17 protein-coding genes and 2 pseudogenes are annotated in these 22,510 nt (G+C 56.8%); 13 read left to right on the top strand and 6 right to left on the bottom strand.

All coding sequences use genetic code 11. From position 1 onward, the window contains the following. On the top strand, positions 1-451 hold a 451-nt coding region (locus AOQ71_RS48245), incomplete at its 5' end, for an indole-3-glycerol phosphate synthase TrpC (RefSeq protein ID WP_245317030.1). A gap of 284 nt (positions 452-735) precedes the next feature. Here the strand turns inward: AOQ71_RS48245 and AOQ71_RS48240 are convergent. After that, entirely contained in the window at positions 736-891 is a 156-nt protein-coding gene (locus AOQ71_RS48240; RefSeq protein WP_245317029.1) for a hypothetical protein, read from the bottom strand. Between the two features lie 68 nt (positions 892-959). Between AOQ71_RS48240 and AOQ71_RS48235 the strand changes: the two genes are divergently transcribed. Then, on the top strand, positions 960-1,172 hold the full coding sequence (locus tag AOQ71_RS48235) for a flavin reductase family protein (RefSeq protein WP_245317027.1): 213 nt from the start codon (positions 960-962) through the stop codon (positions 1,170-1,172). A gap of 481 nt (positions 1,173-1,653) precedes the next feature. On the opposite strand, the gene AOQ71_RS20725 is transcribed toward AOQ71_RS48235, so the two are convergent. Then, positions 1,654-2,685, bottom strand: a complete 1,032-nt coding sequence (locus AOQ71_RS20725; protein ID WP_057750172.1) for an LLM class flavin-dependent oxidoreductase — start codon at positions 2,683-2,685, stop codon at positions 1,654-1,656. Positions 2,686-2,730: 45 nt separating this feature from the next. After that, entirely contained in the window at positions 2,731-3,816 is a 1,086-nt protein-coding gene (locus tag AOQ71_RS20720; protein WP_057750199.1) for a pyridoxal phosphate-dependent aminotransferase, read from the bottom strand. A gap of 968 nt (positions 3,817-4,784) precedes the next feature. On the opposite strand from AOQ71_RS20720, the gene metC reads away from it, so the two are divergent. Next, the gene (gene metC, locus AOQ71_RS20715; RefSeq protein WP_057750170.1) at positions 4,785-6,029 is read left to right on the top strand and encodes a cystathionine beta-lyase; all 1,245 of its coding nucleotides are present in this window, start codon (positions 4,785-4,787) and stop codon (positions 6,027-6,029) included. A 396-nt stretch (positions 6,030-6,425) separates the two neighbouring features. Here metC and AOQ71_RS20710 read toward each other — a convergent pair whose 3' ends face one another. After that, positions 6,426-7,325, bottom strand: coding sequence for a LysR family transcriptional regulator (locus AOQ71_RS20710; RefSeq protein ID WP_057750167.1), 900 nt, complete (start codon positions 7,323-7,325; stop codon positions 6,426-6,428). 1,287 nt (positions 7,326-8,612) lie between these two features. Here AOQ71_RS20710 and AOQ71_RS43575 point away from each other — a divergent pair. Both AOQ71_RS43575 and AOQ71_RS20705 read left to right on the top strand, forming a co-directional pair. After that, on the top strand, positions 8,613-9,071 hold the full coding sequence (locus tag AOQ71_RS43575; RefSeq protein ID WP_083514366.1) for a MerR family transcriptional regulator: 459 nt from the start codon (positions 8,613-8,615) through the stop codon (positions 9,069-9,071). Positions 9,072-9,212: 141 nt separating this feature from the next. Then, entirely contained in the window at positions 9,213-10,322 is a 1,110-nt protein-coding gene (locus AOQ71_RS20705; RefSeq protein WP_057750164.1) for a branched-chain amino acid ABC transporter substrate-binding protein, read from the top strand. Positions 10,323-10,578: 256 nt separating this feature from the next. Here the strand turns inward: AOQ71_RS20705 and AOQ71_RS43570 are convergent. Further along, positions 10,579-11,339 (bottom strand): annotated as a pseudogene (locus AOQ71_RS43570) (IS5 family transposase). Between the two features lie 212 nt (positions 11,340-11,551). Next, positions 11,552-12,484 (bottom strand): annotated as a pseudogene (locus AOQ71_RS20690) (LysR family transcriptional regulator); the annotation flags it as partial. A gap of 974 nt (positions 12,485-13,458) precedes the next feature. Between AOQ71_RS20690 and AOQ71_RS20685 the strand changes: the two are divergent. The 8 genes from AOQ71_RS20685 to AOQ71_RS20650 all read left to right on the top strand — a co-directional run bounded on the left by AOQ71_RS20685 (position 13,459) and on the right by AOQ71_RS20650 (position 22,345). Next, on the top strand, positions 13,459-14,052 hold the full coding sequence (locus tag AOQ71_RS20685; RefSeq protein WP_057750156.1) for a NodA family N-acyltransferase: 594 nt from the start codon (positions 13,459-13,461) through the stop codon (positions 14,050-14,052). After that, positions 14,049-14,708 (top strand): chitooligosaccharide deacetylase NodB, encoded by a 660-nt coding sequence (gene nodB, locus AOQ71_RS20680; RefSeq protein ID WP_057750152.1) that lies wholly within the window; start codon positions 14,049-14,051, stop codon positions 14,706-14,708. The genes AOQ71_RS20685 and nodB overlap by 4 nt, the downstream gene beginning before the upstream one ends. 14 nt (positions 14,709-14,722) lie before the next feature. Further along, complete coding sequence (gene nodC, locus AOQ71_RS20675; protein WP_057750149.1) at positions 14,723-16,066, top strand: chitooligosaccharide synthase NodC; 1,344 nt, start codon at positions 14,723-14,725, stop codon at positions 16,064-16,066. Positions 16,067-16,079: 13 nt separating this feature from the next. After that, positions 16,080-16,709 (top strand): nodulation methyltransferase NodS, encoded by a 630-nt coding sequence (nodS, locus tag AOQ71_RS20670; RefSeq protein ID WP_057750197.1) that lies wholly within the window; start codon positions 16,080-16,082, stop codon positions 16,707-16,709. An 11-nt stretch (positions 16,710-16,720) separates the two neighbouring features. Next, positions 16,721-18,442, top strand: a complete 1,722-nt coding sequence (gene nodU, locus AOQ71_RS20665) for a nodulation protein NodU (protein ID WP_057750146.1) — start codon at positions 16,721-16,723, stop codon at positions 18,440-18,442. Beyond that, the gene (gene nodI / locus AOQ71_RS20660; RefSeq protein ID WP_057750143.1) at positions 18,430-19,344 is read left to right on the top strand and encodes a nodulation factor ABC transporter ATP-binding protein NodI; all 915 of its coding nucleotides are present in this window, start codon (positions 18,430-18,432) and stop codon (positions 19,342-19,344) included. Before nodU ends, nodI begins: the two co-directional genes overlap by 13 nt. Then, the gene (locus AOQ71_RS20655) at positions 19,341-20,132 is read left to right on the top strand and encodes an ABC transporter permease (protein ID WP_430648638.1); all 792 of its coding nucleotides are present in this window, start codon (positions 19,341-19,343) and stop codon (positions 20,130-20,132) included. Before nodI ends, AOQ71_RS20655 begins: the two co-directional genes overlap by 4 nt. Positions 20,133-20,296: 164 nt before the next feature. Next, positions 20,297-22,345 (top strand): carbamoyltransferase family protein, encoded by a 2,049-nt coding sequence (locus AOQ71_RS20650; RefSeq protein ID WP_057750139.1) that lies wholly within the window; start codon positions 20,297-20,299, stop codon positions 22,343-22,345. Positions 22,346-22,510 lie beyond the last annotated feature (165 nt).

Below are 22,510 nucleotides of genomic sequence, written 5' to 3'. Positions count from 1 at the left end.
CCTGCCAGTCTTGCGCAAGGATTTCATTTTCGACACTTATCAGGTGATCGAGGCTCGCGCCCGTGGCGCCGACTGCATTCTGCTGATTATGGCGGCGCTGGACGACGGGACTGCCAAGGAGCTCGAGGCTGCAGCCTTAGCGTACGGTATGGATGTGTTGATCGAGATCCATGACCGCTCCGAGCTTGATCGCGCCCTCAAACTTCGCTCGCGGATGATCGGCATCAATAACCGCAATCTGCGCACGTTTGTGACAAATCTCAAAACGACTGAAACGTTGGCGCCGCTCATTCCGAAGGATCGACTGATTGTCAGCGAAAGCGGAATCTGTGCGTTCACTGATCTCGAGCGGCTCTCACGTGCCGGTATCGCAACCTTCCTTGTGGGCGAAAGTCTAATGCGTCAGTCCGACGTGACGGCAGCAACTCGCACGCTGCTCTCAAAGAACTAAGCTGCCACCGGGGCATATCAATGACATAGAAAGGCTCCAACCAGTTGATTCGGAACGCTCAGATCCACGACGAGAACAGCAGCCTTCGCATGGTCTGTGGTTCGGCAGCACACGTCAATGTGCAGCCCGCCAAAGCAAATGGTTCTCGTGCGACGAGTTCGGAATCGGCCCGAGGACCGTGGCGGCCCACGCGAGCGTTCATCGCACGTCGGCCCGCGAGCAAGACAAGGACCGCAAGGGTACGGTCAAACTTGCAACGTTGCCCCACAGTCCGGTTGAAGTTTCTAGGTTGAATTGCCGATGAGCGGGATACGATCAATCGAGGCGGCCGAGTTTCGCCAGGCGATGCGAAATTCGGCCAGCGGCGTTGCGATCGTGACGACGGGCACGGCGCTTGAACGGCGTGGGTTAACGGTGAGTTCTATTGCATCGATTTGCATAGAGTCACTTTGGGATCAATATCAGTTCTGGGACACACGATGCGATACTTGCGAACGGCAAGTTTGGCGTGAGCCTCCTTGCTCTGCGATTTGTCGGCCGGGATGGCTCCAAAGGTGTCCAAAGGGTCGATACGGCTCCTTGGAGTCAGGGGGGCCTCGATGTGCCGCTATTGCAAAGCGCAATCTGCGCTCTCGAATGCGTTCTACACCACCACCAAGTCGTTGGCACGCACGGGGTATTCATCGGCCGAACGGGTTGCGGCGCGCGCAGGAGATGGTAGTCCGCTTAATAACTGTCGCGGCGAACTCCGAACATTGTTGCCACAGGGTTGAGCGCCGTTTTTGTCAGTTGGGTTTCGACAGGGGTGGCTAGACTGAGCGTCTGCGAGGGCGCCCAAAAAGAAAAAGTGTGGCTGTCGGCACTCCTACGCCACTTGGTCGACCCCGGACGTCGAATCCGTCACTTCCAACGCCTGCAGAGCGGCGCCGATTTCCCGCCTGAGGCGCGCAATCAACACTGCGCAGGTCCGCGTTCACCGCAACGTCTTCAGCCGTGGCCCTTCGACCAGAATTTGCGAGGTGAGCCGCATACTCGAGGCGATTCAATGACAAGCGAAAGGACGAGCGACGCTGCGCTAGGGGGACCTAGACAGGGTATGAAGTGCAGCTGAGCAATGGTTGAGGTAGCCGCCAGCGTTGGCATTTAGGAGGCGCCAAGAGACAGTAGGTAACCATTCCTCGCCAGCGCTGGCATGGCCAGCTTCATCTTCGGCCAGCTACCGCGATGGACCGAATAATGATCGCCGTATTCAATGAAGCCTCCAGGGGGATATCCCCAAATGCGAGCTGACAAAGAAGATAATTGGCACCCGCCTGTTCCAGATGACTAAGAAGCGTTTGTTGTATCGAAGCGGCCGTGCCGGCGACGCACAACTCACTCTCGATTGCTGCGTCAAAGGTCAAGGGCAGGTTCGGAGGAGTGGGGATGTTGTTGCGCTCATAAAGGAACTTAAAGCTCTTGAGCCAGCGGTCATAGGCAGACGCAGCGAGTGAATAAGCATCCGCTTCAGAATTTCCGGCTACGACCATGCGCAGCAATCCAAGAAACGGCGACGATTGATCATGCGTGTCCGAGCGTATTTCTCGACGCGAGCGGTAGGCATCAGTGACCTTTCGGACAGCCGATGAAGGTCCGATGCTTGCGATGTTTGCACCAATCTCAGCGGCCCAGCTTGCCGACTCCGGTCGATTTACGGCGATCCATGTCGGGGGATGCGGTCGCTGATGAGGCGCGAGCGCCAATGGAACGTCATCCAACTGGAAATGATCGCCTTCGTAGCAAAGCGGGCCGCCTCGCATGGCCTTAACAAGGACTTCGCTGGCTTCTGCATAACGGCCTGGTGCCGCATCCGCGCTGACCCCGAAATAGCTCAATTCTGCGGGAAGGGAGCCGCGCCCGATGCCAAGCTCAAGTCGGCCGCCGCTCAAGTGGTCCAGCATACAGGCCTCCTCAAATGCTCGCAGGGGATGATGAAGGCTAAGCAGCATGACCATCGGGCCGATGCGAAGATGTGTTGTGCGTTGTGCGACGCTGGACAAAAACAGATTCGGTGCGGGGCTTCTCCCATGCGGGGTGCAGTGGTGCTCTGCCAGATGATAAGCATAGAATCCCAACCGATCGCATGCCTCAGCGAGTAGGAGGCGATCGTTATACTGCTTGGCGACATCGTGGCCGTCCGCGTCCAGGTGATCGAAGATGCCGAACGCTAATTTTGAATGTTGGGTAGTTCTCACTCGATCACCTCATGTAGTGAAGCTGGATAATGATCAGTTTGGGGGTTAGTTTGACGATGAAGAAATGCGGCTTACGTTCGAAAGAAACACATCCATTTGCCTTTCTGTGCCGATCGTAATGCGTATAAAGTTCTCGAGACCGTTTTCGGGGAAGAACGCGACAAGCACGTTTTGCTTCTGCAATGCGGCTTGCCACCAGGCGCCATCCCGTCCTTCGGGCACGCGGGCTAGCAAGAAGTTGGCGTGGGAAGGCAACACAGTAAAGCCAAGCTTTGATAGCGCGACGCTCGTTCGCTCCCTTTCAAGCATGATATGTCGATGGTGCTCCTCGAACGCTGCTCGATGCTCAATGATGCTCATGCCGACCGCATGACCAATCACATTCATATTGAAGAGATTCTGCATGGTACGAAGCCTGCCGATAAGCTCGGGGTGACCGAAGCCGACACGAAGGCCCGCGGTGGCATAGCTTTTTGAGAAAGTGCGTAACAAGAGAATATTCGAATAGCGGTTGACGAGCCGTAGCGCATTATCAGGCGCAAAGTCGACATACGCTTCGTCAAGCACGATCAATCGGTCCGATTGTGCGACGAGCCTTTCGATGTCCGCGATCGGAACAAACGTTCCCGTCGGATTGTTCGGATTGGCAAGCACGACGAACTTGGCATCGTGGGCGGGGCCGAAAAGAAGCTGGTGCGTTGGTAGGGAATGGTCCTTACCCCACCCGATTTCCAGAAATTGGGCCTCGTGCAACATGGCGAGCTTGCGGTTAAATGAAAACCCGGGCGACATCATCGCTACGGCGTCGCCGGGAGCCAGAAACGCTTTGTAGATAAGGCCGAGGAGTTCAGACGAACCGTTCCCTGCAATCACCTGATCGGCGGAAAGGCCGTAAGCGGAGGCGGCCGCCTCCCTTAGGCCGACATTGTCATCTTCCGGGTACAGATAATGCCGCTCAAAGGCTGCAATCGCGGCTTCCCTGACGACTACCGGCAACGGGAATGGGTTCTCATTCATGTTGAGCTTGACGCAATTTGCGTCAAGCTCAGCCGGAGCGGGCGGCGGCACTTCTAACTGCTTTGCCACGTGTGAAAGGGATGAGAGTGCGCTTAGCAGTCTTGCGTCTGACATGTGGTCGCTCCGTCGGAAGGCATGGGTTCTGAGCATGGCGATAATCCCATCTGAGTGAAACATTCTGTATTTTGCACATGAGCTTCCGCACCAGCAGGTCGGTTATGTCTCTACACAGCCGGTCCGCGCGGGTCTTCACCACTTTCTATATGTCAATCCTAACAGTTGCATGAACTGTTGAGAAAAACTAATACTTGTGTAGCGAGGCCTGAATTGCAAGAGGGCGCTCGTCGGATGTGCGCTCTGTCATCATCAAGCGGACAAAAATGCGCAACTTGAGCGTGGTTCAACTCCAGCGAATACTCGTTACTGGCCTTGAGCACTTCAGCGACACTTCGCTGTAAGCTGTCGCTCGTAATTTCAGACAGAATGGTGTCTGCTGACCGGCCACCGCGGCGCTCAAGGATGTCCGTCCGTTGTCGCGTGGAGGGGCGACGTCGCTGCTCTCCAGCGGGCATACACAAATGCCTTTGGCTGGTTTCTCGGAATTGGCCGGGAGGCATGAGGGACGGGCGCAGCGCAAACATTTGCGTTTGAGACATCACAATCCTCGTTTTGAGAGACGAAGGCCCCGATGCCTTCCCCAGTTTTGGTAGTTTACAACTTCACCTTACGTTCGTTTCAAGCGATTTCGATGAACATCGGACAATGTGTTACTTGCTACAAAGAGCTCATAATGGGCGCGCTGAAGCGCCACGCCATGCATAATCTCGTGAGCGAGTCGTGGGCGGAGCATCCAGTAAGCGAATTGGGCAAACGTCAAAGTCGTATTCAATCGTCCTAGTCGTCGCGACGATTGAAAAGTTCTAGCCAACGCTCAAGAGACATCACTGGCGTAACGTCGCAGTAACATTGTTTGAGATTGGCACTGTTGTTGCACTTGCAATGCAGCGGAAGCATGCGAGCGGATCAACGAGCGTGGCGACATGGCGCGAGCGGGAGGGTAATGGGATGGAAGAGCAATTGGCATGAAGGATCTGAACGACGACAAGAACCTACGGGACACGGAAACTCTACTTTGTCACCTCGGCCGCGCGCCGGCGGAACACGCGGGGATGGTGAATGTGCCGATCTACCGCGGCTCAACCATTATTTCGGAAACCTTAGAGGAATGGGACGACCGGAATAAAGACAATCCTAGCTACGGTCGTTTTGGCTCGCCCCTGTCGCGCGCGCTTGAGGCTGCCATCTGCAAGCTAGAGGGCGGCTTTCGTTCGATTCTCTTCCCATCAGGGCAATCGGCTTGTACTCACTCGCTGCTGGCCTGTGTAAAAGCGGGCGACGCTGTTCTGATCAGCGACGGCGTCTACGCGCCCGTGAGAGCCTTCGCGGACAACGTTCTCTCGAGGCTGCACATTGAGGTGCGATATTTCTGTCCAACCAAGCCGTCAGAATTGGCCGCGAAGATCAGCGCAAATACACGCGCCATCTATTTGGAATCGCCATCGTCCATGACCTTCGAGGTTCAAGATGTGCCGGCACTCGCGGCCATTGCACATCTGTCGAACGCTCTTGTGATTATGGACAATACGTGGGCGACACCTCTGTATTTCAGGCCGTTCGAGCACGGTGTCGACATTTCGATTCAAGCTGCGACGAAGTATATTGTTGGCCATTCCGATGCGTTGCTTGGCGTTGCAACAGCGAATGAAGCGGCATGGGCCGCGCTGAAATCAACTGCGCATCATTTCGGCGAAATTGGCGGACCAGATGATATCTATCTGGCCCTCCGGGGACTTCGTACCCTAGCTTTGCGCATGAAGCGGCATTGGGAAAACGGCGTTGTTCTGGCGCAAAGCCTGCAAACCCACCCAGCAGTCGACAGGGTATTGCACCCGGCGCTTCCCGATGATCCTGGCCATGTCATTTGGAAGAGAGACTTTCTGGGTGCCGGTGGACTCTTTGGGGTTGTTCTAAAGCCGATGTCACGGCCGCAACTTTCGGTTCTCTTCCGTCGCCTACGTATCTTTGGAATTGGTTTGTCCTGGGGCGGGTACGAAAGTCTCGCATTGCTCTCGGAGCCACCGAAACGAACGGAAACCTCGCTTGCGTTCCCCGGACCGCTGATTCGCATACACGCGGGCATGGAAAATCCCAGCGAGCTGATCGCGGACATGCATAACGCACTGAACGCCGCCCGCGAAGCTGCAGGTAATGGCATCGTGACCCGAGAAGAGAGCGAGCTCGTCAGTAAATGTCAAATAGTCAGTTAGACTTGGTGCTTGATCCTAGGTCGGATTTTCGCGGTACCTCAAGGCTGCCGCACTGGCGCTCGGTCAGCGGCCCCTCGTGGAATTCGTGTTATGCAACTGGGAGGTAGCTGCCAGGCCCCAACCTGATGCACCCACGGCAATCTCACCCCGTGAGATATGACCTGGCCTAGCCGCGAACCCAGCCGCTTCTCGCGCGGGTCATCAATCCACTCGATGCTCCGGTTGGTCGCATCGGAGAGGCCATTCGGAAAGATCACTCTCGTTCCAACGCCGCGCTGGATTCCAAACTCAGCAACAGCGTTGGCAGAACTGCGACAATGTGTCTCGCGACGAGAAGTCGGTGTCAAAGCGCGAATGCCTCGTAGGTTTCACGGCCATGAATTGTTCGACTGCAATTCAGTCGTTGCCGGAATGATTTTCGAAGCGCGTGCGAGCCACCAGATCGAGCCAGGCCCTCGCGGCATGCGACAGATGGGCGCCGCGCCGCCAGATCATCGCAATGCGCCAGTCCGTATCGGCTTCGTCGAGCGGAACGCGGACGATCGAAAGATGTGTGCGTTGCTCGGCAATCATCCGTGGCAGAAAGGCGACGCCCATGCCCGCAGCCGCAAGCTCGACGATGAAGTCAACCTGGCTACTCCGCGCCGCGACGCGCGGCTCAAAACCGTGCCGTCGGAAACCTTCTATAATTACGCGGTTCAATGCAAATCCGGTTTCAAAGAGAATGAGCGGAAGCTCCCGCAAGGCCGGAATATCAAGGGATCGACACCGTGAAAGCTTGTGGTCAACCGGTAGCAGAACCGTGAGGGGCTCGCGCTTGACGTCCTGCCATTCAAAGCCTTCCGATACGGGAAGAAGCGAGGCGGCAAGTTCGATCTCGCCCGACAGCAAAATCTCCTCCAGGCGCTCGCATCCGTACTCGACGAGCCGGATGTCGACGCCGGGATAACTTTTGCGATAGATCGCAAATAGCTTCCCGAACAGCGTGCCGCTGCCAATCGGTGGCAAACCGAGCTTGAGAATGCCGCATTTCAGGCCGCGCAGCTCGTTCAGTTCGGAAACTAGATCATCCCGTTCTGCCAGAATGCTGATCGCACGACGATAAACAATCTCGCCGGCAGCGGTAAGTTTGCTGCGATGGCCGATCCGGTCAAGCAATGGCACACCAATCTCGTCCTCAAGCTGCCTGACCGCCTTGCTCACCGTAGACTGCGTCGCGAATACGACTTTGCCAGCCTTTGAGAACCCGCCTTGCCGTACGACCTCCACGAAAGCGCGTAATTTCCGAACGTCCATGTGAATTCCAAAGCCGAATAGACGCTAGTCGATCAATTCATTCGTTGCGCCATCGGAGTGTTCTCGAGGTGAGCTTGCGTCCCAAACTCATTCTTTGCATCGGACCCGCCAGGACAGTGCAACTCTGCGGGCCGAGAAATCCATTCTTGCTTTCGCTCGTTTGGGGCGGTTTTCTGTTCTGAACCGGTGGTCTTACATCCTGATCATGCTTTCCGGTTTGCCGCCTCGCTGTGAGCCGCGCACTGTCCTGCATGATGCTGAAGTTCCGCAGCTGCTACGCGATGTTGGTGCCGATCCAGGACGGACCGTCGGTGTGGTTTTCCGCTAGTAGCAGCATTCAGTTCGAATGCAACGGGTAATCCGGATGGCGCTTACTGGCTGAACTCTTGGGGATTGTTCTACAAGCAACGATCGGACTTCGCGCCACACCGTTGAGGCGTGCCGAAAACGTCAGGTACGATTTCGGCCTGGCGAAGACGATCGAGCGGAGTGCCCGTTCGCGTTGTATACAGTATTGTGTTTTAGGCAGCGACAATGCCTTGCATGCCTTAGCGCGTCGGTGCTGGAAAAAGCTCATCTTCCGGCTGGTTCATCACGAGCTGGGCGATTCGGTGTGAGCGAAGTAGAAATGGGCTCGGCCCCGGCGTTCCAACGCTCGCGATGTTGGTTGCGCGGTCAAAATCCACAGTCGACCGGTTGCCCGCATCCATCGCGCCAATGCGCCGAAGTGCTGCATCGAGCGACGAGTCGACATGCTCATGAGGCTGGCGCGCCGCAGGTCGGTCTTTTTTTTGCCCTAACGCAGCCAAACGTCCTTGCAAGGAGCCGCGCCGCCGGCGCGATACGTCGACAGGAGAGACGGTGCAAGTTTTGCAGGTACGAAGTGGCGTCTTCGATCCAGAAGACCTTTCAGTGTTGGGGAAGATCTATGATGAGACGGTGGCGGCGCTACCTGCAAGTATGAGAACTCCCGTCAATCGAACAGAGATTGCCAAGATTGTACTTGGTCGTACCGCCGCTGGTGAGGCCGAATTGGTTCTCTTAAGAAGGCTAATGGTGGCCATTGCGTCAGTCGCTTAGTCTAGCGCTTGGATACACCATGACGACTCGTCCGACGTCATGGCAGGAGAGTGGTGCTTGTATCTTGCATGTCACTCAGCCCGCTAAGGCGCTCCCCGCAATTCGAGGTTCGATGTTGTCGACGGAAAGTTGGCAACAAAATCTCCAGGCCGTTGAAACCGCTTGAACCTCACGTGACGTTAGGTTGTAGGTTTGAGAAAGAGAAACATGACCAGACCTACAGTATTCAGGCGTCGCTGGCGACGCATCGGTGAACTTGCAGAGGCGACCGGCGTGACGGTGCGCGCGCTGCGTCATTATGAACACACGGGATTGCTTAGAGCATCGCAGCGCACGGGTGGTGGTCACCGGATTTACGACTCTGAAAGCGTTAGAAGAGTTTATCATATCCTGGCACTTCGCGAGCTTGGCTTCACTCTGCAAGAGATCCGGAAAGCGATGGAGGGCAGATCCTCGCTTCCTAACTTGTTGAGCGAGCAATTGGAGCGAGCGGAGCTTCAGGTCGCGCGCGCAACCGAGTTGCGCGATCGTTTGCGCAACATCACGAAGAATGCCGAATCGAACGTGAGTGTGGACGAACTACCTGCTCGCCTCGATGCGATGTCGCATGATGGGTGCGGACATACCCGCCGGCGTGCACGCGCTCCAGATGATGCAGATCAATAGCCGGGTAAGAGGAACAATTGGATTGCGCGGACGATCGCTCAGACAAGGCGACGCTCTGTGCGTCCGCTAACATCCGCGACCGAGGTGCTCGAAACCACTGCAAGCCTTACCGCAAGAACAAACCACAGTTAGGAACGTCAAATGGCCTTCTTTAGCAAAAGTTCGGTTGCCGGCGCGGTGGTCCTTGCTTCTGTATTGGTTTCGGTCGCGTCCGCTGACGATATCTATATTGCAGTAGCGGGTCCCATGACGGGCAGCAACGCCGCGGTTGGTGCACAGATGCAGTATGGCGCTAGTGCGGCCGTGGACGATTTGAATTCTTCCGGCGTGTTTCTCGATACAAAGATCAGATTGATTGTTGCCGACGACGCCTGCGATCCTAAGCAAGCCGTGGCGGTCGCAAATCGATTGGTGTCGGATCAGGTCAGGTTGGTCGTTGGCCACTTTTGCTCCTCTTCATCAATTCCCGCCTCCGACGTTTACGATGAAGCAGCAATTATCCAGATTTCGTCTGGATCAACTAATCCTCAACTGACCGAGCGAGGCCTCAAGACTGTTTTTCGGATCTGCGGCCGTGACGATCAGCAAGGCCTAGTCGCCGCCGATTATATCTTGCGGCACTATTCGAAGAGTAAGATTGCCATCCTTGATGACAAGAGCACTGCCGGGAAGGGCATTGCAGACGTTGTTGCATCTCGTCTCAATGATGCGGGTCTGCAGCCTCTGATGCGGCAAAGCTATATGGCCGGCGAGAAGGATTACACGGCGCTGGTGACGAGATTGAAGAGAGAAGCCATTCAGATCGCTTATATCGGTGGCTACTACACGGAAATCGGCTTGATCGTACGGCAAGCGGCGGACGCACAAGCCGGCTTCACGGTCATGGCTAACGATCCCTTGATGACCGGCGAGTTTTGGGCGATTGCGAGCGGTACCGCAAACGGCACTCTCTTCACCTTCATGCCCGACGCCACCAAAAGGCCTGAGGCGGCCGACGTCGTCGCTCGACTGAAAGCATCTAGCAAGTCTCCGGAGGGCTACACGCTTTACACTTATGCTGCCGTACAAGCATGGGCCGACGCGGTGAAGCGCGCGGGCTCGTTCAACGCTCTGCGCGTGGCGAAAGAACTTCGGTCGCAAGAAATTGAGACCGTGGTCGGCCAAGTTCGATTTGATGCCAAAGGTGACAATGGGTCTGCCGCCTTCGTAGTCAATCGCTGGCGCGACCACGCGGTTGAGATGGTCGAGTAACCTCGATATTACCAGATCGATAGCCGTCACGTCGACGCCGCCGGCAGTTGATCTGACGAACCATTCGCCAAATGGCCTCTTTCTGGCGAGCCGAGTCGATTGGAGGGAAACGAGCGCTGGCCACGAGATGCAACGTGATCAATTGGCGGCCAAGTGCATTAATCGGAGGAGTGCCGGCCACTAAGCTGACGTCATCAAGTCCCGGCGAGAGCTGCGTGGAAAAGTCCTGATCGTGAAAAAGCGCTAGGGTTCAGACTCAATTGATCCAATAGGCGACGATGGCGGCGAGGTGGACGGCAGCCAAGAAGTTTCTGGCAAGTTTGTCATAGCGAGTTGCGACACGCCTGAAATCCTTGAGGCGGCAGAAACAGCGCTCGATGACGTTGCGCCCCTTGTAGGCGCGTTTGCTGAAGCTGTGGAGAGTGACCCTGTTGGATTTGTTTGGAATGACGGGCTTGGCACCACGATCGACGATTTCGGCGCGAAAGCCGTCGCCGTCGTATCCTTTGTCGCCGATGAGGGCAGACATGGGTGGGGCGAGTTTCAAGAGGGCCGGCGCTGCGGCAATATCTGCGTCCTGGCCTGGAGTGAGATGAAATGCGTAAGGCCTGCAATCAGGATCGCTCAGCGCGTGGATTTTCGTGGTCCGCCCACCGCGCGAACGGCCGATCGCCTGTTCATGCTCCCCCCTTTTCCGCCGCTCGCCGAGCGATGCGCTTTGATCGAGGTGGAGTCGATGGACAAAATCACGCCGTCCCTGCCGCAGCGGGCGAGCGCTTCAAAGATCGCCTGCCAATGTCCGCGCTTGGCCCAGCGATTAAAGCGGTTGTAGATCGTCGTGTAAGGACCATAGTCCTGCGGACAATCGCGCCAGCGTGCGCCGCACTGAAGCATGTGAATAATACCGCTGATAATGCGTCGATCGTCATCGCGCGCCGGGCCAGTCTGGTTCGTTGGCAGATGCGGCTTTATCTGAGCCCATTGCTCGTCGTTGAGCCAGAACAGTCCTTTGCGCATCCAAGTCCCCCCGCATCGAATCAACTCGGTGCGAGGGAATCAAAGTTCGCTAATTAGGTACAGACCCTAGTACAGCAAGCGCTATTGACTAACCATTATCATCGACATCAGTTCTTGGAGCAAGAAGCAGGTTAGGAGCCGGAGTTGCCATTTTTTTGAGCGTCTGCAGCCGAGTCGTTAGCTGGTGAAAGGTCGTTCGATGAATGGCTTAAACGAGTTTTGGAACTAGCGCGCCCAGGAGCTAGGCGAGCTGCCTCCTGTAACAAAACCTCGCGCATCCATATGCTCGCCGGATCGGTATTGTGGACCGAAGGCCACTGAACCGCCTCGGTAAAACCGGGAAGTGGTAGCGGAAGTGTGTTGATCCGCAGTGGCATCGTCTTTGCGAAGTACTTCACTAGCGTCAAGGGCATCGTGGCTATTCGGTTGGTGCCCACTAGCATGTGCGGGATCATGCTAAAGCTCGGCACGACGAGCTCAACCCGTCGCCTGAGGCCGTGCTCTCTCATGTACCAATCGTCGATGGAGGGCACTCGCGAACGGCCAAATTTGACCGCAACGTGCCCCATCGACATGTATCGTCCGAATGTAAGCTGCCGAGACAGATGCTTGTTCGAACGGCAACCGACGCACACAATTGTCTCGTCAAAGAGGGCCGCCCTGGGGTGCGTATGCGACATGTATACCTCAGGCACGATAAGAAAGTCGATTTCTGCGCGTTCGAGCGGGTGATCGAACGGGTCCGCGAGAGGCATCAACTCGAACCGTATTCCGGGAGCTTCTCGTGCGACGCGCTCGACGACGTTTCGGAACAACACGATCGTAGCAAAGTCCGACAGGCAGATTCTAAAACGGCGGTCGGATTCACTTGGCTTGAACGTATCCCGCGACGTAATCGAGACCTGGATGTGGAGCAGAGCCTCCCGAGTTGGAGCGGCGAGGGCTTCCGCACGCGGGGTCGGGATAAGTTCGCGCCCCCTCATCGTAAAGAGCTCGTCTCGGAAGTAAGTGCGCAGTCGGCCGACTGCCGCGCTCATGGCCGGTTGACTCAAATTTATGCTGCGTGCTGCCGCCGTGAGATTGCGCTCGGTCATGAGAGCATCGAGCGCGACGAGGAGATTTAGATCAAGGCCTCGGAAACGCATTGTCACCTATCCGCAATGTAGATGTTTCTCATCCAAACAATCGATTTTACCAGTTCGCTCAGCGCCAGCTAGGAAAGCTGACAGACTTTAAGAACTTGGTAGGTTTTGGAGCAGCGGAGCGTGACGCGGCAGATCGCAGAAGACGGCGACGAGGCTCCGTCCGCGGCTGCGCGCAGCCTAGCTCGACGGTCGTCATTCGATCGTAACATTCGAGTACATTGTACAGAGTCCAGCATTAACCAGTCGTGCGAACGATTTACGATCGCACACGCAGTGAGCCCTCACGCTCGTCTTAAGATCATTGAACGGCACGAGGTTCGTCGCGTCCATCGAGGACGATGCCAGAGTTTGCACGAAGCAAGTCATGGCGCGACCAACATCGTCCCGTCCCGCTTTATCCGCATGCAGTCAGCATTCCCGCTGCGCAAGCTGAGGAGCATAACGTCGGGTGCAGCAAAGTTGCGGCACCTTCGTAAAATGCTCCCTCCTGAGAAATGCTCTACATCAACGTCGTGTTTAATAGCAACCGCACGCCGTTTAATAACGCCGCCAGGAGCGCGGTTTAAACCATCGTATACTCCCTACATACGATTCAATGGCAGGTGCCTACTCCGATATGAGTGGGTAAATGCGCGCTCCTTCGATAGCTTCCTTGTTGCGCAGAGACGTCGCGAAGAATTGGCGTTCAGGCGTAATAAAGAAAAACGGAAGTGCGGAATAATTCATGAAGCAATAGCGGTAGCAGAGCCGGCCGTTACTCGCCTGAAGGAGAGGACGGCGACATTTAGCTGCGGTACGTTCAAGATCGGGAGTATCCAAAAAGGATTTCTCCTCGCACGTCGCGCCTCAAACGCCGTCGGCAAGTCAACATCATTCACAGTCTCTGACGACACCATGGAACGAGCGCCATCGCACTGCTCGTCGCTCGCCTGATGCGTGCTTCAGGAGCGCTGCAAGAAGCAGGAGATCCTTTCATGCGCCCTCAACTCCAGTGGAGGACGTGCTGGGAAAACGACTTACAGCTCGCCGACCACGTCGAGATCTCCGAGTTCTTTCGCAATGCCTACGGGCGAACCGGGGTATTTAACGCAAAACCCTTTGAAGGCGATCGAAGCTGGGCCGGCGCGAGACCCGAGCTCCGTGTAATTGGCTACGATGATCGCGGTGTGGCGGCTCATATCGGCGCGCTGCGCCGGTTCATCAAGGTCGGCGAAGTCGATCTGTTAGTCGCTGAACTCGGATTATACGCGGTACGGCCGGACCTCGAAGGACTTGGAATCTCGCACTCTATGCGCGTGATGTATCCAGTGCTGCAGGAGCTTGGCGTTCCGTTCGGGTTCGGTACGGTTCGACATGAACTCAAAGAGCATATCCACCGGCTACTCGGCCGCCCAGGGTTGGCGACGATTATTCCGGGCATTCGCGTGCGGTCCACTCTTGCGGATATCTATGCCAACCTGCCGCCAACTCGCGTCGATGATGCACTCCTCGTAGTGTTTCCGATAGCGAGGTCCATGAGCGAGTGGCCGCCTGGTACAATCATCGAGCGAAACGGGCCAGAGCTGTGAAACACGCCAATTTAGCCTTCGATGCGCGCCGCAAGCGCGCCGAGGATACGGTCGGCTGCGGCGTCTATTTGACGTTTGATGACGGGCCTAATTCCTATTGTACGCCGGATATTCTCGATGTGCTGGCGGAATTTCGTGCACCAGCGACGTTCTGCGTAGTCGGCACATATGCGGCGAATGAGCCGAGGCTGATCCGACGGATGATCGCGGAGGGGCACGAGGTCGCAAATCACACGATGACGCATCCGGACCTATCCAAGTGCAAACCGGATGAAGTGCAATATGAGATACTAGCGGCGAGCGGCGCTATCAGATGGGCGTGCCCGCAGGCGTCAGTGCGACACCTGCGTGCGCCTTATGGCGTCTGGACCGAAGAAGTGATGGCGATGTCAGCGAAGGCCGGCCTGGCTGCACTTCCCTGGTCAGTCGACCCGCGCGACTGGTCCTGCCCCGGCGTCGATGCGATCGTCGATGCAGTGCTAACAACCGTCCGTCCCGGTGCAATTGTGCTCCTGCACGATGGATGCCCGCCAGACGAGTTGGGACGGGGCATTCGTGCCGATCGGCGCAAGCAGACCCTGAAGGCGCTCCCCAAACTTATTCCAGCCCTGCGGGATCGCGGATTTGCGATCTGCCCGCTTCCCGAACTTCACTGAACAAACCAAGTCCCATGAATCTGATTGACACAGCTAGCACTGTTATCGTTTCGTCTTATGCGCTGCTCTCAGCGGTCTACAAGACCGCGCAGGCGTTCCATGCCTCGCCGACACACACGCCTTCGGTGTCGACACATGCGGTCCGCCCTGAAGCCGCGACGAGCGTGGATGTGATCGTACCATGCTTCAACGAGGACCCTCGTACGCTGTCGGCGTGTCTACAATCCATCGCAGGCCAAGACTACGTCGGAGAGCTGCGCGTCTATGTGGTTGATGACGGCTCTTCGAATCGCGAGGATGTGGCGCCTGTCCATCAAGAGTTTGCGCGTGACCCAAGATTTAGCTTCATTCTGCTTCCGAAAAATGTTGGCAAGCGGAAAGCGCAGATTGCGGCGATCCGCGCCTCGTCCGGAGATCTGGTGCTGAACGTCGATTCAGACACAATACTCGCGGGCGACATGGTCGGGAAGCTTGCGCTGAGAATGCAAGATGCCGGGATCGGTGCTGCCATGGGGCAGCTGACGGCCAGCAATCGGGACGCCACTTGGCTAACTGGCTTGATCGACATGGAGTACTGGTTGGCGTGCAACGAAGAGCGTGCAGCTCAAGCCCGTTTCGGTGCGGTCATGTGTTGCTGCGGCCCATGCGCTATGTACCGACGATCCGCACTCGATTTGCTGCTGGATCAATACGAAGCGCAATACTTTCGAGGGAAGCCAAGCGATTTCGGCGAGGATCGTCATCTCACGATCCTTATGTTGAAAGCGGGATTTCGAACTGAATACGTTTCCGACGCCTACGCCGCGACGCTCGTTCCGGATAGGTTAAGCCCCTATCTGCGCCAACAGCTTCGCTGGGCTCGGAGTACGTTCCGCGACACACTGCTTGCGTTGCGCCTTTTGCCAGGTCTCGACCCATACCTGACACTAGATGTTATCGGGCAGAACCTCGGACCGCTGCTTCTGGCGTTTTCGGTTGTAACGGGCATGGCGCAGGTCGCAGTCACGGGTACCGTGCCGTGGTGGACAGTTCTGATGATCGCATCAATGACTATGGTGCGATGCGCCGCAGCGTCCTTTCGTGCTCGTCAACTTCGGTTTTTAGCGTTTTCCCTGCATACGCCCATCAACATCTTTCTGCTACTTCCAGTAAAAGCGTATGCCTTGTGTACGTTAAGCAACAGCGATTGGCTCTCACGCAAGCCGGCCAAGACCCTCGGGGCTGGCGGAGAACAGGTGGTCAAGCAAAGCCAGCAGCCTCAATCAGACCCAGCGATGCCGGTCCGCAAGCGGGATGGCTCGCGCCGTCCTTCTGGCGGTGACGGGGCTGCGCTTGTGGCGAGTGACGGTGCGGACTGAGGAACGGCTGGCCATGAAGTTGGATGAGACTCATTCATCGTTGGATCGAGAGCTGGCTGCCGATGATCCCTGGCAACTGGACGGCAATCCGTTCGAGCGTGAGCGTCACGCGCAAATGCTGCGGCTTTCGCTTTCCAATGGCCTTATCAGGAATGCGCTCGAAGTCGGATGCGCTGCAGGCGCGTTCACGGAAAAGTTGGCGCCTAACTGCGACCGACTTACAGTGGTCGATGTCGCGCCGCGAGCGATCGCTCGGGCAAGTGTCCGGACGAAGCAATGGTCACACATCAGTTGGGTTGTCTCCGACATCGAACATTTCTCGAGAGCCGAGCCGTTCGAGTTGATCGTGGTGGCCGAAGTCCTCTATTACCTCCGCGATGTCGCCGAGATGCGTGCGGCCATCGGCAATTTGATACGCATGCTTGCGCCGAATGGTCATCTGGTTTTCGGATCAGCGCGTGATGCCACTTGCCGTCGCTGGGGCCATGCTGCCGGCGCAGAGACGATCATCGCGATGTTGAGCGAGACATTGGTCGAGGTCGAGCGGGTGCAATGCCAAGGTGAGTCGGCCAACGAAGACTGTTTGCTCGCTTGTTTTCGCAGTTCGAACCGCTCGTCGTTTCCATTCCAAAGCCAATCTTAGCATGAGGCACTATGCGCATCTGTGGCATCAAGCTGACGCATGACGGGTCTGTCGCTCTTGTGGAGGACGGACGTCTGGTGTTTTGCATCGAACAGGAGAAACGCGACAACAATCGGCGGTACCAGACCATCGAGAATCTTGACACGGTTGTTCTTGCCTTGGCGGAACATGGGCTCACTCCCAACGATATCGATCAGTTCGTCATCGATGGCTGGGATGGCGAAGTCGAATCGGAGTTCCAGGTCTTGAGTGGGTCGGAACGTCTCACTCTCAAAGGTGCGCCGTATGTGGAACGTACCGAGGGACTCCTCTTTTCAAACGAAGGGTGCGGCCTTGTGCTTGACGGCAAGAGTGTCTCTTACAGAAGCTATGCACACGTCACAGGCCATGTTACTTCCGCATACTGCACTAGCCCTTTTGCAAAAAATGGAGAGCCCGCCTTCTGCCTCGTGTGGGACGGCTGCATCTTTCCACGGCTCTATCATGTAGCACCTGGTGGCGGCCGCTTCCTGGAATGCCTATTCCCAATGATAGGCCATGCCTATGCCGTCGCCGGCCACCACTTTGGACCGTACCGGCAGCCTAACCGAACCAATTGGGACCTGGGTGTCGCGGGTAAACTGATGGCCTATATCGGTCTTGGTACGCCTGATGAAGACATCATAACCGTGTTTAGGAGCCTCTATGAGAAGCACTTTGCGGCAGACACGGAGTCCGCTCGGCAATACCGTGAAAACATAAGTAACGGCGAGGCGTCACTCGCGGCTACACACGACTTCTTCGCGGAAAGCGCCCTTCGATTAGACGCCAAGCGAGCCGAAGATATCCTTGCATCGTTTCATGTTTTCCTTGAGCGCCTGCTCGTGCGAGAGATGGCACTTGCGTTACTGCGGCATTCGTACTTTTCGGGGCCGCGCAACCTCTGCATAGCCGGGGGATGCGGTCTTAATATCAAATGGAACAGTGCGTTTCGTGAGACCGGTCTGTTCGATGCTGTATGGGTACCGCCGTTTCCGAATGACAGTGGCTCCGCAATCGGCGCCGCTTGCTCAGCGATGGTGGCGGACAAGGGGTTTGGGCCACTAGAGTGGTCGGTCTATAGCGGCCCCGCCCTCAGAAGCGGTGATGCGTCATCGGAATGGGACGCCAGACCGTGCAGCATAAGGGAGCTTGCCGCGCTCCTTGCAAGTAATAAGCCCGTGGTATTCCTCGCTGGTCGCGCCGAACTTGGACCACGCGCCTTGGGTGGCAGAAGCATTCTTGCCGCCGCGACTTCGCCGGGAATGAAGGACTACCTCAACGACATCAAATTTCGCGAACATTTCCGCCCTGTTGCGCCAATATGCCTGGAGGACCGTGCGCCGGACATTTTCGATCCTGGAACGCCGGACCCGTACATGCTCTTCGATCATCAGACGCGGCCAGAATGGCGAGACAGGATCCCGGCCGTTGTGCACCTTGACGGATCTGCCCGACTGCAGACGATTAGCAGAACATCGCAGCAGACGGCTGTTGAGTTGCTCATTGAATATGAAAAACTCACGGGCATTCCGCTGCTTTGCAATACCAGCGCTAACCACCATGGACGTGGCTTCTTCCCCGATGTCGCAGCTGCTTGCGAGTGGGGGCGCGTCGAACACGTCTGGTGCGACGGTTTACTCTGGACCAAAATGCTCGCAACGGAGGTGCCGTCGTCCGAACGACCAGCTGAGATGGACACATGTCGAGCGTAGCGATCGACCTTGCCGCGGTAGACAAATCATATCGCGGCAAGGTCGTTGTCAACGGGTTGACATTCACTGTAGCAGCAGGAGAGTGCTTCGGATTGCTCGGCCCGAATGGCGCTGGCAAAAGCACGATTGTGCGTATGGTCCTCGGTATGGTGCCGCCGGACGCGGGCAAGATTACTGTGCTCGGCAAGCAAGTACCGGCCCACGCTCGCTTGGCGCGAGCAGGCGTGGGGGTGGTCCCGCAGTTTGATAATCTAGAGAACGAGTTCACCGTCCGCGAGAACTTGGCGGTGTTCGGGCGCTATTTCAGCATGAGCGCGCGTGAAATCGAGGCAGTCATTCCATCATTGCTTGAATTTGCCCGTCTAGAAAGCAAAGCGGATGCACGCGTTGCGGAGCTATCCGGCGGCATGAAGCGGCGGTTGGTGCTGGCACGTGCGCTGATCAACGATCCGCAACTGCTTGTTATGGATGAGCCGACGACCGGTCTCGATCCGCATGCCCGTCATCTGATCTGGGAGCGACTGCGCTCGCTACTTGCACGCGGCAAGACGATCCTGCTAACGACCCACTTTATGGAAGAGGCAGAGCGACTGTGCGATAGGCTGTGCGTACTTGAAGAAGGACGTAAGATCGCTGAGGGCGAGCCTCACACGCTCATCAACGAGCAGATTGGCTGCGATGTCATGGAGATCTATGGCGGCAATCCGCACGAATCGATTGAACTGATCAGGCCTTACGCGCAGCGCATTGAACAGAGCGGCGAGACCATCTTTTGCTATGCGCCGGATCTGGAGCCGGTGCGCAAGCAGTTGCGGGGGCGTGCGGGTTTACGTCTTCTGGAGCGTCCGCCGAACCTCGAAGATGTGTTCTTGCGCCTTACTGGACGCGAGATAGAGATATGATCAGAATGACTTACGGAGCGGCCATGCCCGCTAACGCGCGCAACTGGACCGCGGTATGGCGTCGCAACTATCTGGCCTGGAGGAAGGTCGCGCTAGCATCGCTTCTCGGAAATCTTGCCGATCCGATGACCAACCTACTTGGTCTTGGCTTTGGCCTCGGCCTAATCGTCGGCAGCGTGAACGGAACTTCTTATATCGATTTTTTGGTGGGAGGCATGGTCGCGACCAGCGCGATGACCTCCGCGAGCTTCGAAACAATTTACGCAACATTCGCCCGCATGCACACGCAACGGACCTGGGAGGCAATGCTGTGTACACAGCTGACACTCGGCGACATCCTGCTCGGTGAGGTGGCGTGGGCAGCCAGCAAGGCCGTGCTGGCCGGCTCAGGAATCACAATCGTCGCCGCCGGACTGGGGTATGCGGCATGGCCATCCATGCTCTATGCGCTACCCGCTATCGCCCTCACGGGATTCGTCTTCGCAAGTTTGGCGATGGTCATTGTATCACTGGCGCCCAGCTACGACTATTTTGTGTTTTACCAGACGCTAATTCTTACACCCATGGTGTTTCTCTGCGGCGCAGTGTTCCCGATCACGCAATTGCCCGCCGCCTTCCAGCTCGTAGCCGCCTTGTTGCCGCTGGAGCATTCGATTGAGCTTATTCGCCCGGCGATGCTTGGCCGGCCAGCCGCCAGCGTCGGTACACATATTGGCGCACTTTGCATTTATGCGGTGGCTCCGTTCTTGTTGTCGGTTGCGCTGCTCCTCAGACGTCTGATGCGATGAGAGACCGCGGTGGAGGATAGAACCTACGCTCGGCCCATGGTTTGGAGATTCGTGGAGCCTCCAAGGTCTCGTGTGCCGGCGTTGTCGGGCTGGTGTATGCAGCGGCAAGTGGCTGAAAGGCCGGTTGTCACAATTGAGCCTTCTACAATCAATGGAGAGTAAAGATGCTGTGCCTCGGCGTGAGCGGCGGACTAGACAAGGTTTATGAATGTCGACCCGAGCTTCCAAGCACATTCCTTCACGATGGGGCAGCTGTGCTCGTGCGCGACGGGCGTGTTATCGCGGCCGTTGAAGAAGAACGCCTCAATCGGGTCAAGCACTCTAACAAATTTCCAAGCCGTTCGATCCAATACTGCCTCGAAGCGGCAGGTGTTCGACTGGGCGACGTTGATCGCATCGCGTTCTATGCAACCGAAGCCTACTGCAATACGATGCTCGAGCGCCTGTTCGTTTCGCAGCCGTCCGACGCTATTCCGATCGATGCCAGGCTTTTGCTGCGAACGATGCTGGCTCAAGAGTTCAACACCGAGCTTGATCCGACCCGTATCTCATTCGTAAGTCACCACCAGGCGCACGCGGTAAGCGCATTCGCAATGTCCGGATTTGAAAAAAGTCTGATCCTTGCAATCGATGGCGGTGGTGAGTTCCTCTCCGGCCTCGTGGCCATCGGAGACGGAAGCGAGGTTAACCAACTCGAGAGCTTCCCGGAGAGCAACTCTTTGGGGCTGTTTTATCTCGAGACGATACGATACCTCGGTTACAGCTTATTCGACGAGTACAAAGTCATGGGCCTTGCCCCGTACGGGGATCCTGTTCCTTATCGCAAGCTGTTCGAGCAGTTCTACGAACTGGGAGATTACGGCGGCTACCGGGTCCACCTGGATCGCATCGGTCCGGCGTTGGTCCGCAATATTCAGGTTCGGCGGAAGGGAATGCCATTCACTCAGCAACACCGCGATGTCAGCGCTTCGTTGCAGGAAGCGCTCGAACGGATCGTGTTTCACATACTTCGGCATTATCGAGAAGCCACGGGCATGACGCGCCTCTGCTTGGCTGGCGGGGTAGCTCACAACTGCACCGTGAACGGTAAGCTGCTGTATTCAGGACTTTTCGAGGATATCTTCGTGCAGCCCGCGGCGCACGATGCCGGTTGCGCGTTAGGCGCGGCACTGATGGCCTCTCGTGAGATTGGTCAGTCCGCGCCGCGCGAGCGGCTCCAGGAGGTCTATTGGGGGCCCGATCTCGGGACCGAGCATTGCGTGGAGCAGGAACTGAGTGCATGGGTCGGGCACCTCGATATTGAACGCAGTGATGACGTGGCGGGTAGGGCAGCCGATTTGATGGCAAACGGCGCAGTCATTGGCTGGGTGCAGGGTCGATCGGAGTTCGGACCACGTGCGCTCGGTAACCGCAGTATTCTCGCCGACCCGCGTCCAGCAGCTAACAAGGATCGCATAAACGCGATGGTCAAGAAGCGCGAGGGCTATCGGCCATTCGCGCCCTCCGTGTTGGAGGAGGATGCTCCCGAATATTTCGATCTGCCGGCTGGTTTGAGGGAATTTCCATTCATGAACTTCGTCGTTCGCGTGCATGAGTCAAAGCGCGACTTGCTGGGAGCGATTACGCACATTGATGGCACTGCACGGCTGCAGACAGTGTCCCGCAAGTCAAATCCAAGCTACTGGGGCCTTATCGATGAGTTCAAGAAGCGGACGGGAATTCCAGTTGTGCTCAACACCTCCTTTAACAATAATGCCGAACCGATCGTGGATTCGGTTGCAGACGCCGTCGCCACATTTCTGACGACCGAGCTCGATGCTCTTGTGGTTGGGCCGTTTCTGGTCAGAAAGCGAGCTGTGACGCTTGACGATTGGACGTCGCTTGCGGTTTCATTGCCACCTTATGCATCCCTGTATCGCGTTCGCGCTCACACCGCACGAGATCGGCAAGATACGGTATGCGAGGTCCGCACCACGGTTTCCGGCGGTGGCGCAGTCCGTATCTCAGATGAGCTGTTCGATCTGCTGATGCGGGTCAAGGGCGAAGCCGTCCTGCGTGACCTCTTCGATTCTATGGTCTTGGACCGCACGAAGCGTGAGGCGCTGGTCGAAGAACTGAGAGGCCTGTGGGAGCAACGGCGGGTTCGCCTGCATCCACCCTCATGCGCTACTCACTTGAAGAGTGACTCCCATCAGATGACAGAACTAGCATAAGCGCACCAGGGCGGGGCAAATCTCGAAGCATGAGCGGCGAGGCCCGGGGGAGGAGCGTACTCCGGTGATAGCGCTCCTATGCGGAGGAGCCGATGGACCTGCTCAATGTTGTGTCGAACACCATTGTTCGAGCTGATAGTCACTCGGTCCTAAGCAGCTCATCAG

The sequence above is a fragment of the Bradyrhizobium manausense genome (genome assembly GCF_001440035.1).
Taxonomy (GTDB): domain Bacteria; phylum Pseudomonadota; class Alphaproteobacteria; order Rhizobiales; family Xanthobacteraceae; genus Bradyrhizobium; species Bradyrhizobium manausense.
The sequence above is the reverse complement of the archived record's forward strand: the minus strand, read 5'-3'. Positions and strand labels throughout refer to the sequence as shown.

Coding starts and splice junctions, on each gene's coding strand:
- AOQ71_RS48240 (WP_245317029.1), bottom strand. CDS start 891: ATGCAAATCGATGCAATAGAACTCACCGTTAACCCACGCCGTTCAAGC.
- AOQ71_RS20720 (WP_057750199.1), bottom strand. CDS start 3,816: ATGTCAGACGCAAGACTGCTAAGCGCACTCTCATCCCTTTCACACGTG.
- metC (WP_057750170.1), top strand. CDS start 4,785: ATGAAGGATCTGAACGACGACAAGAACCTACGGGACACGGAAACTCTA.
- AOQ71_RS20710 (WP_057750167.1), bottom strand. CDS start 7,325: ATGGACGTTCGGAAATTACGCGCTTTCGTGGAGGTCGTACGGCAAGGC.
- AOQ71_RS43575 (WP_083514366.1), top strand. CDS start 8,613: ATGACCAGACCTACAGTATTCAGGCGTCGCTGGCGACGCATCGGTGAA.
- AOQ71_RS20705 (WP_057750164.1), top strand. CDS start 9,213: ATGGCCTTCTTTAGCAAAAGTTCGGTTGCCGGCGCGGTGGTCCTTGCT.
- AOQ71_RS20685 (WP_057750156.1), top strand. CDS start 13,459: ATGCGCCCTCAACTCCAGTGGAGGACGTGCTGGGAAAACGACTTACAG.
- nodC (WP_057750149.1), top strand. CDS start 14,723: ATGAATCTGATTGACACAGCTAGCACTGTTATCGTTTCGTCTTATGCG.
- nodS (WP_057750197.1), top strand. CDS start 16,080: ATGAAGTTGGATGAGACTCATTCATCGTTGGATCGAGAGCTGGCTGCC.
- nodU (WP_057750146.1), top strand. CDS start 16,721: ATGCGCATCTGTGGCATCAAGCTGACGCATGACGGGTCTGTCGCTCTT.
- nodI (WP_057750143.1), top strand. CDS start 18,430: ATGTCGAGCGTAGCGATCGACCTTGCCGCGGTAGACAAATCATATCGC.
- AOQ71_RS20655 (WP_430648638.1), top strand. CDS start 19,341: ATGATCAGAATGACTTACGGAGCGGCCATGCCCGCTAACGCGCGCAAC.
- AOQ71_RS20650 (WP_057750139.1), top strand. CDS start 20,297: ATGCTGTGCCTCGGCGTGAGCGGCGGACTAGACAAGGTTTATGAATGT.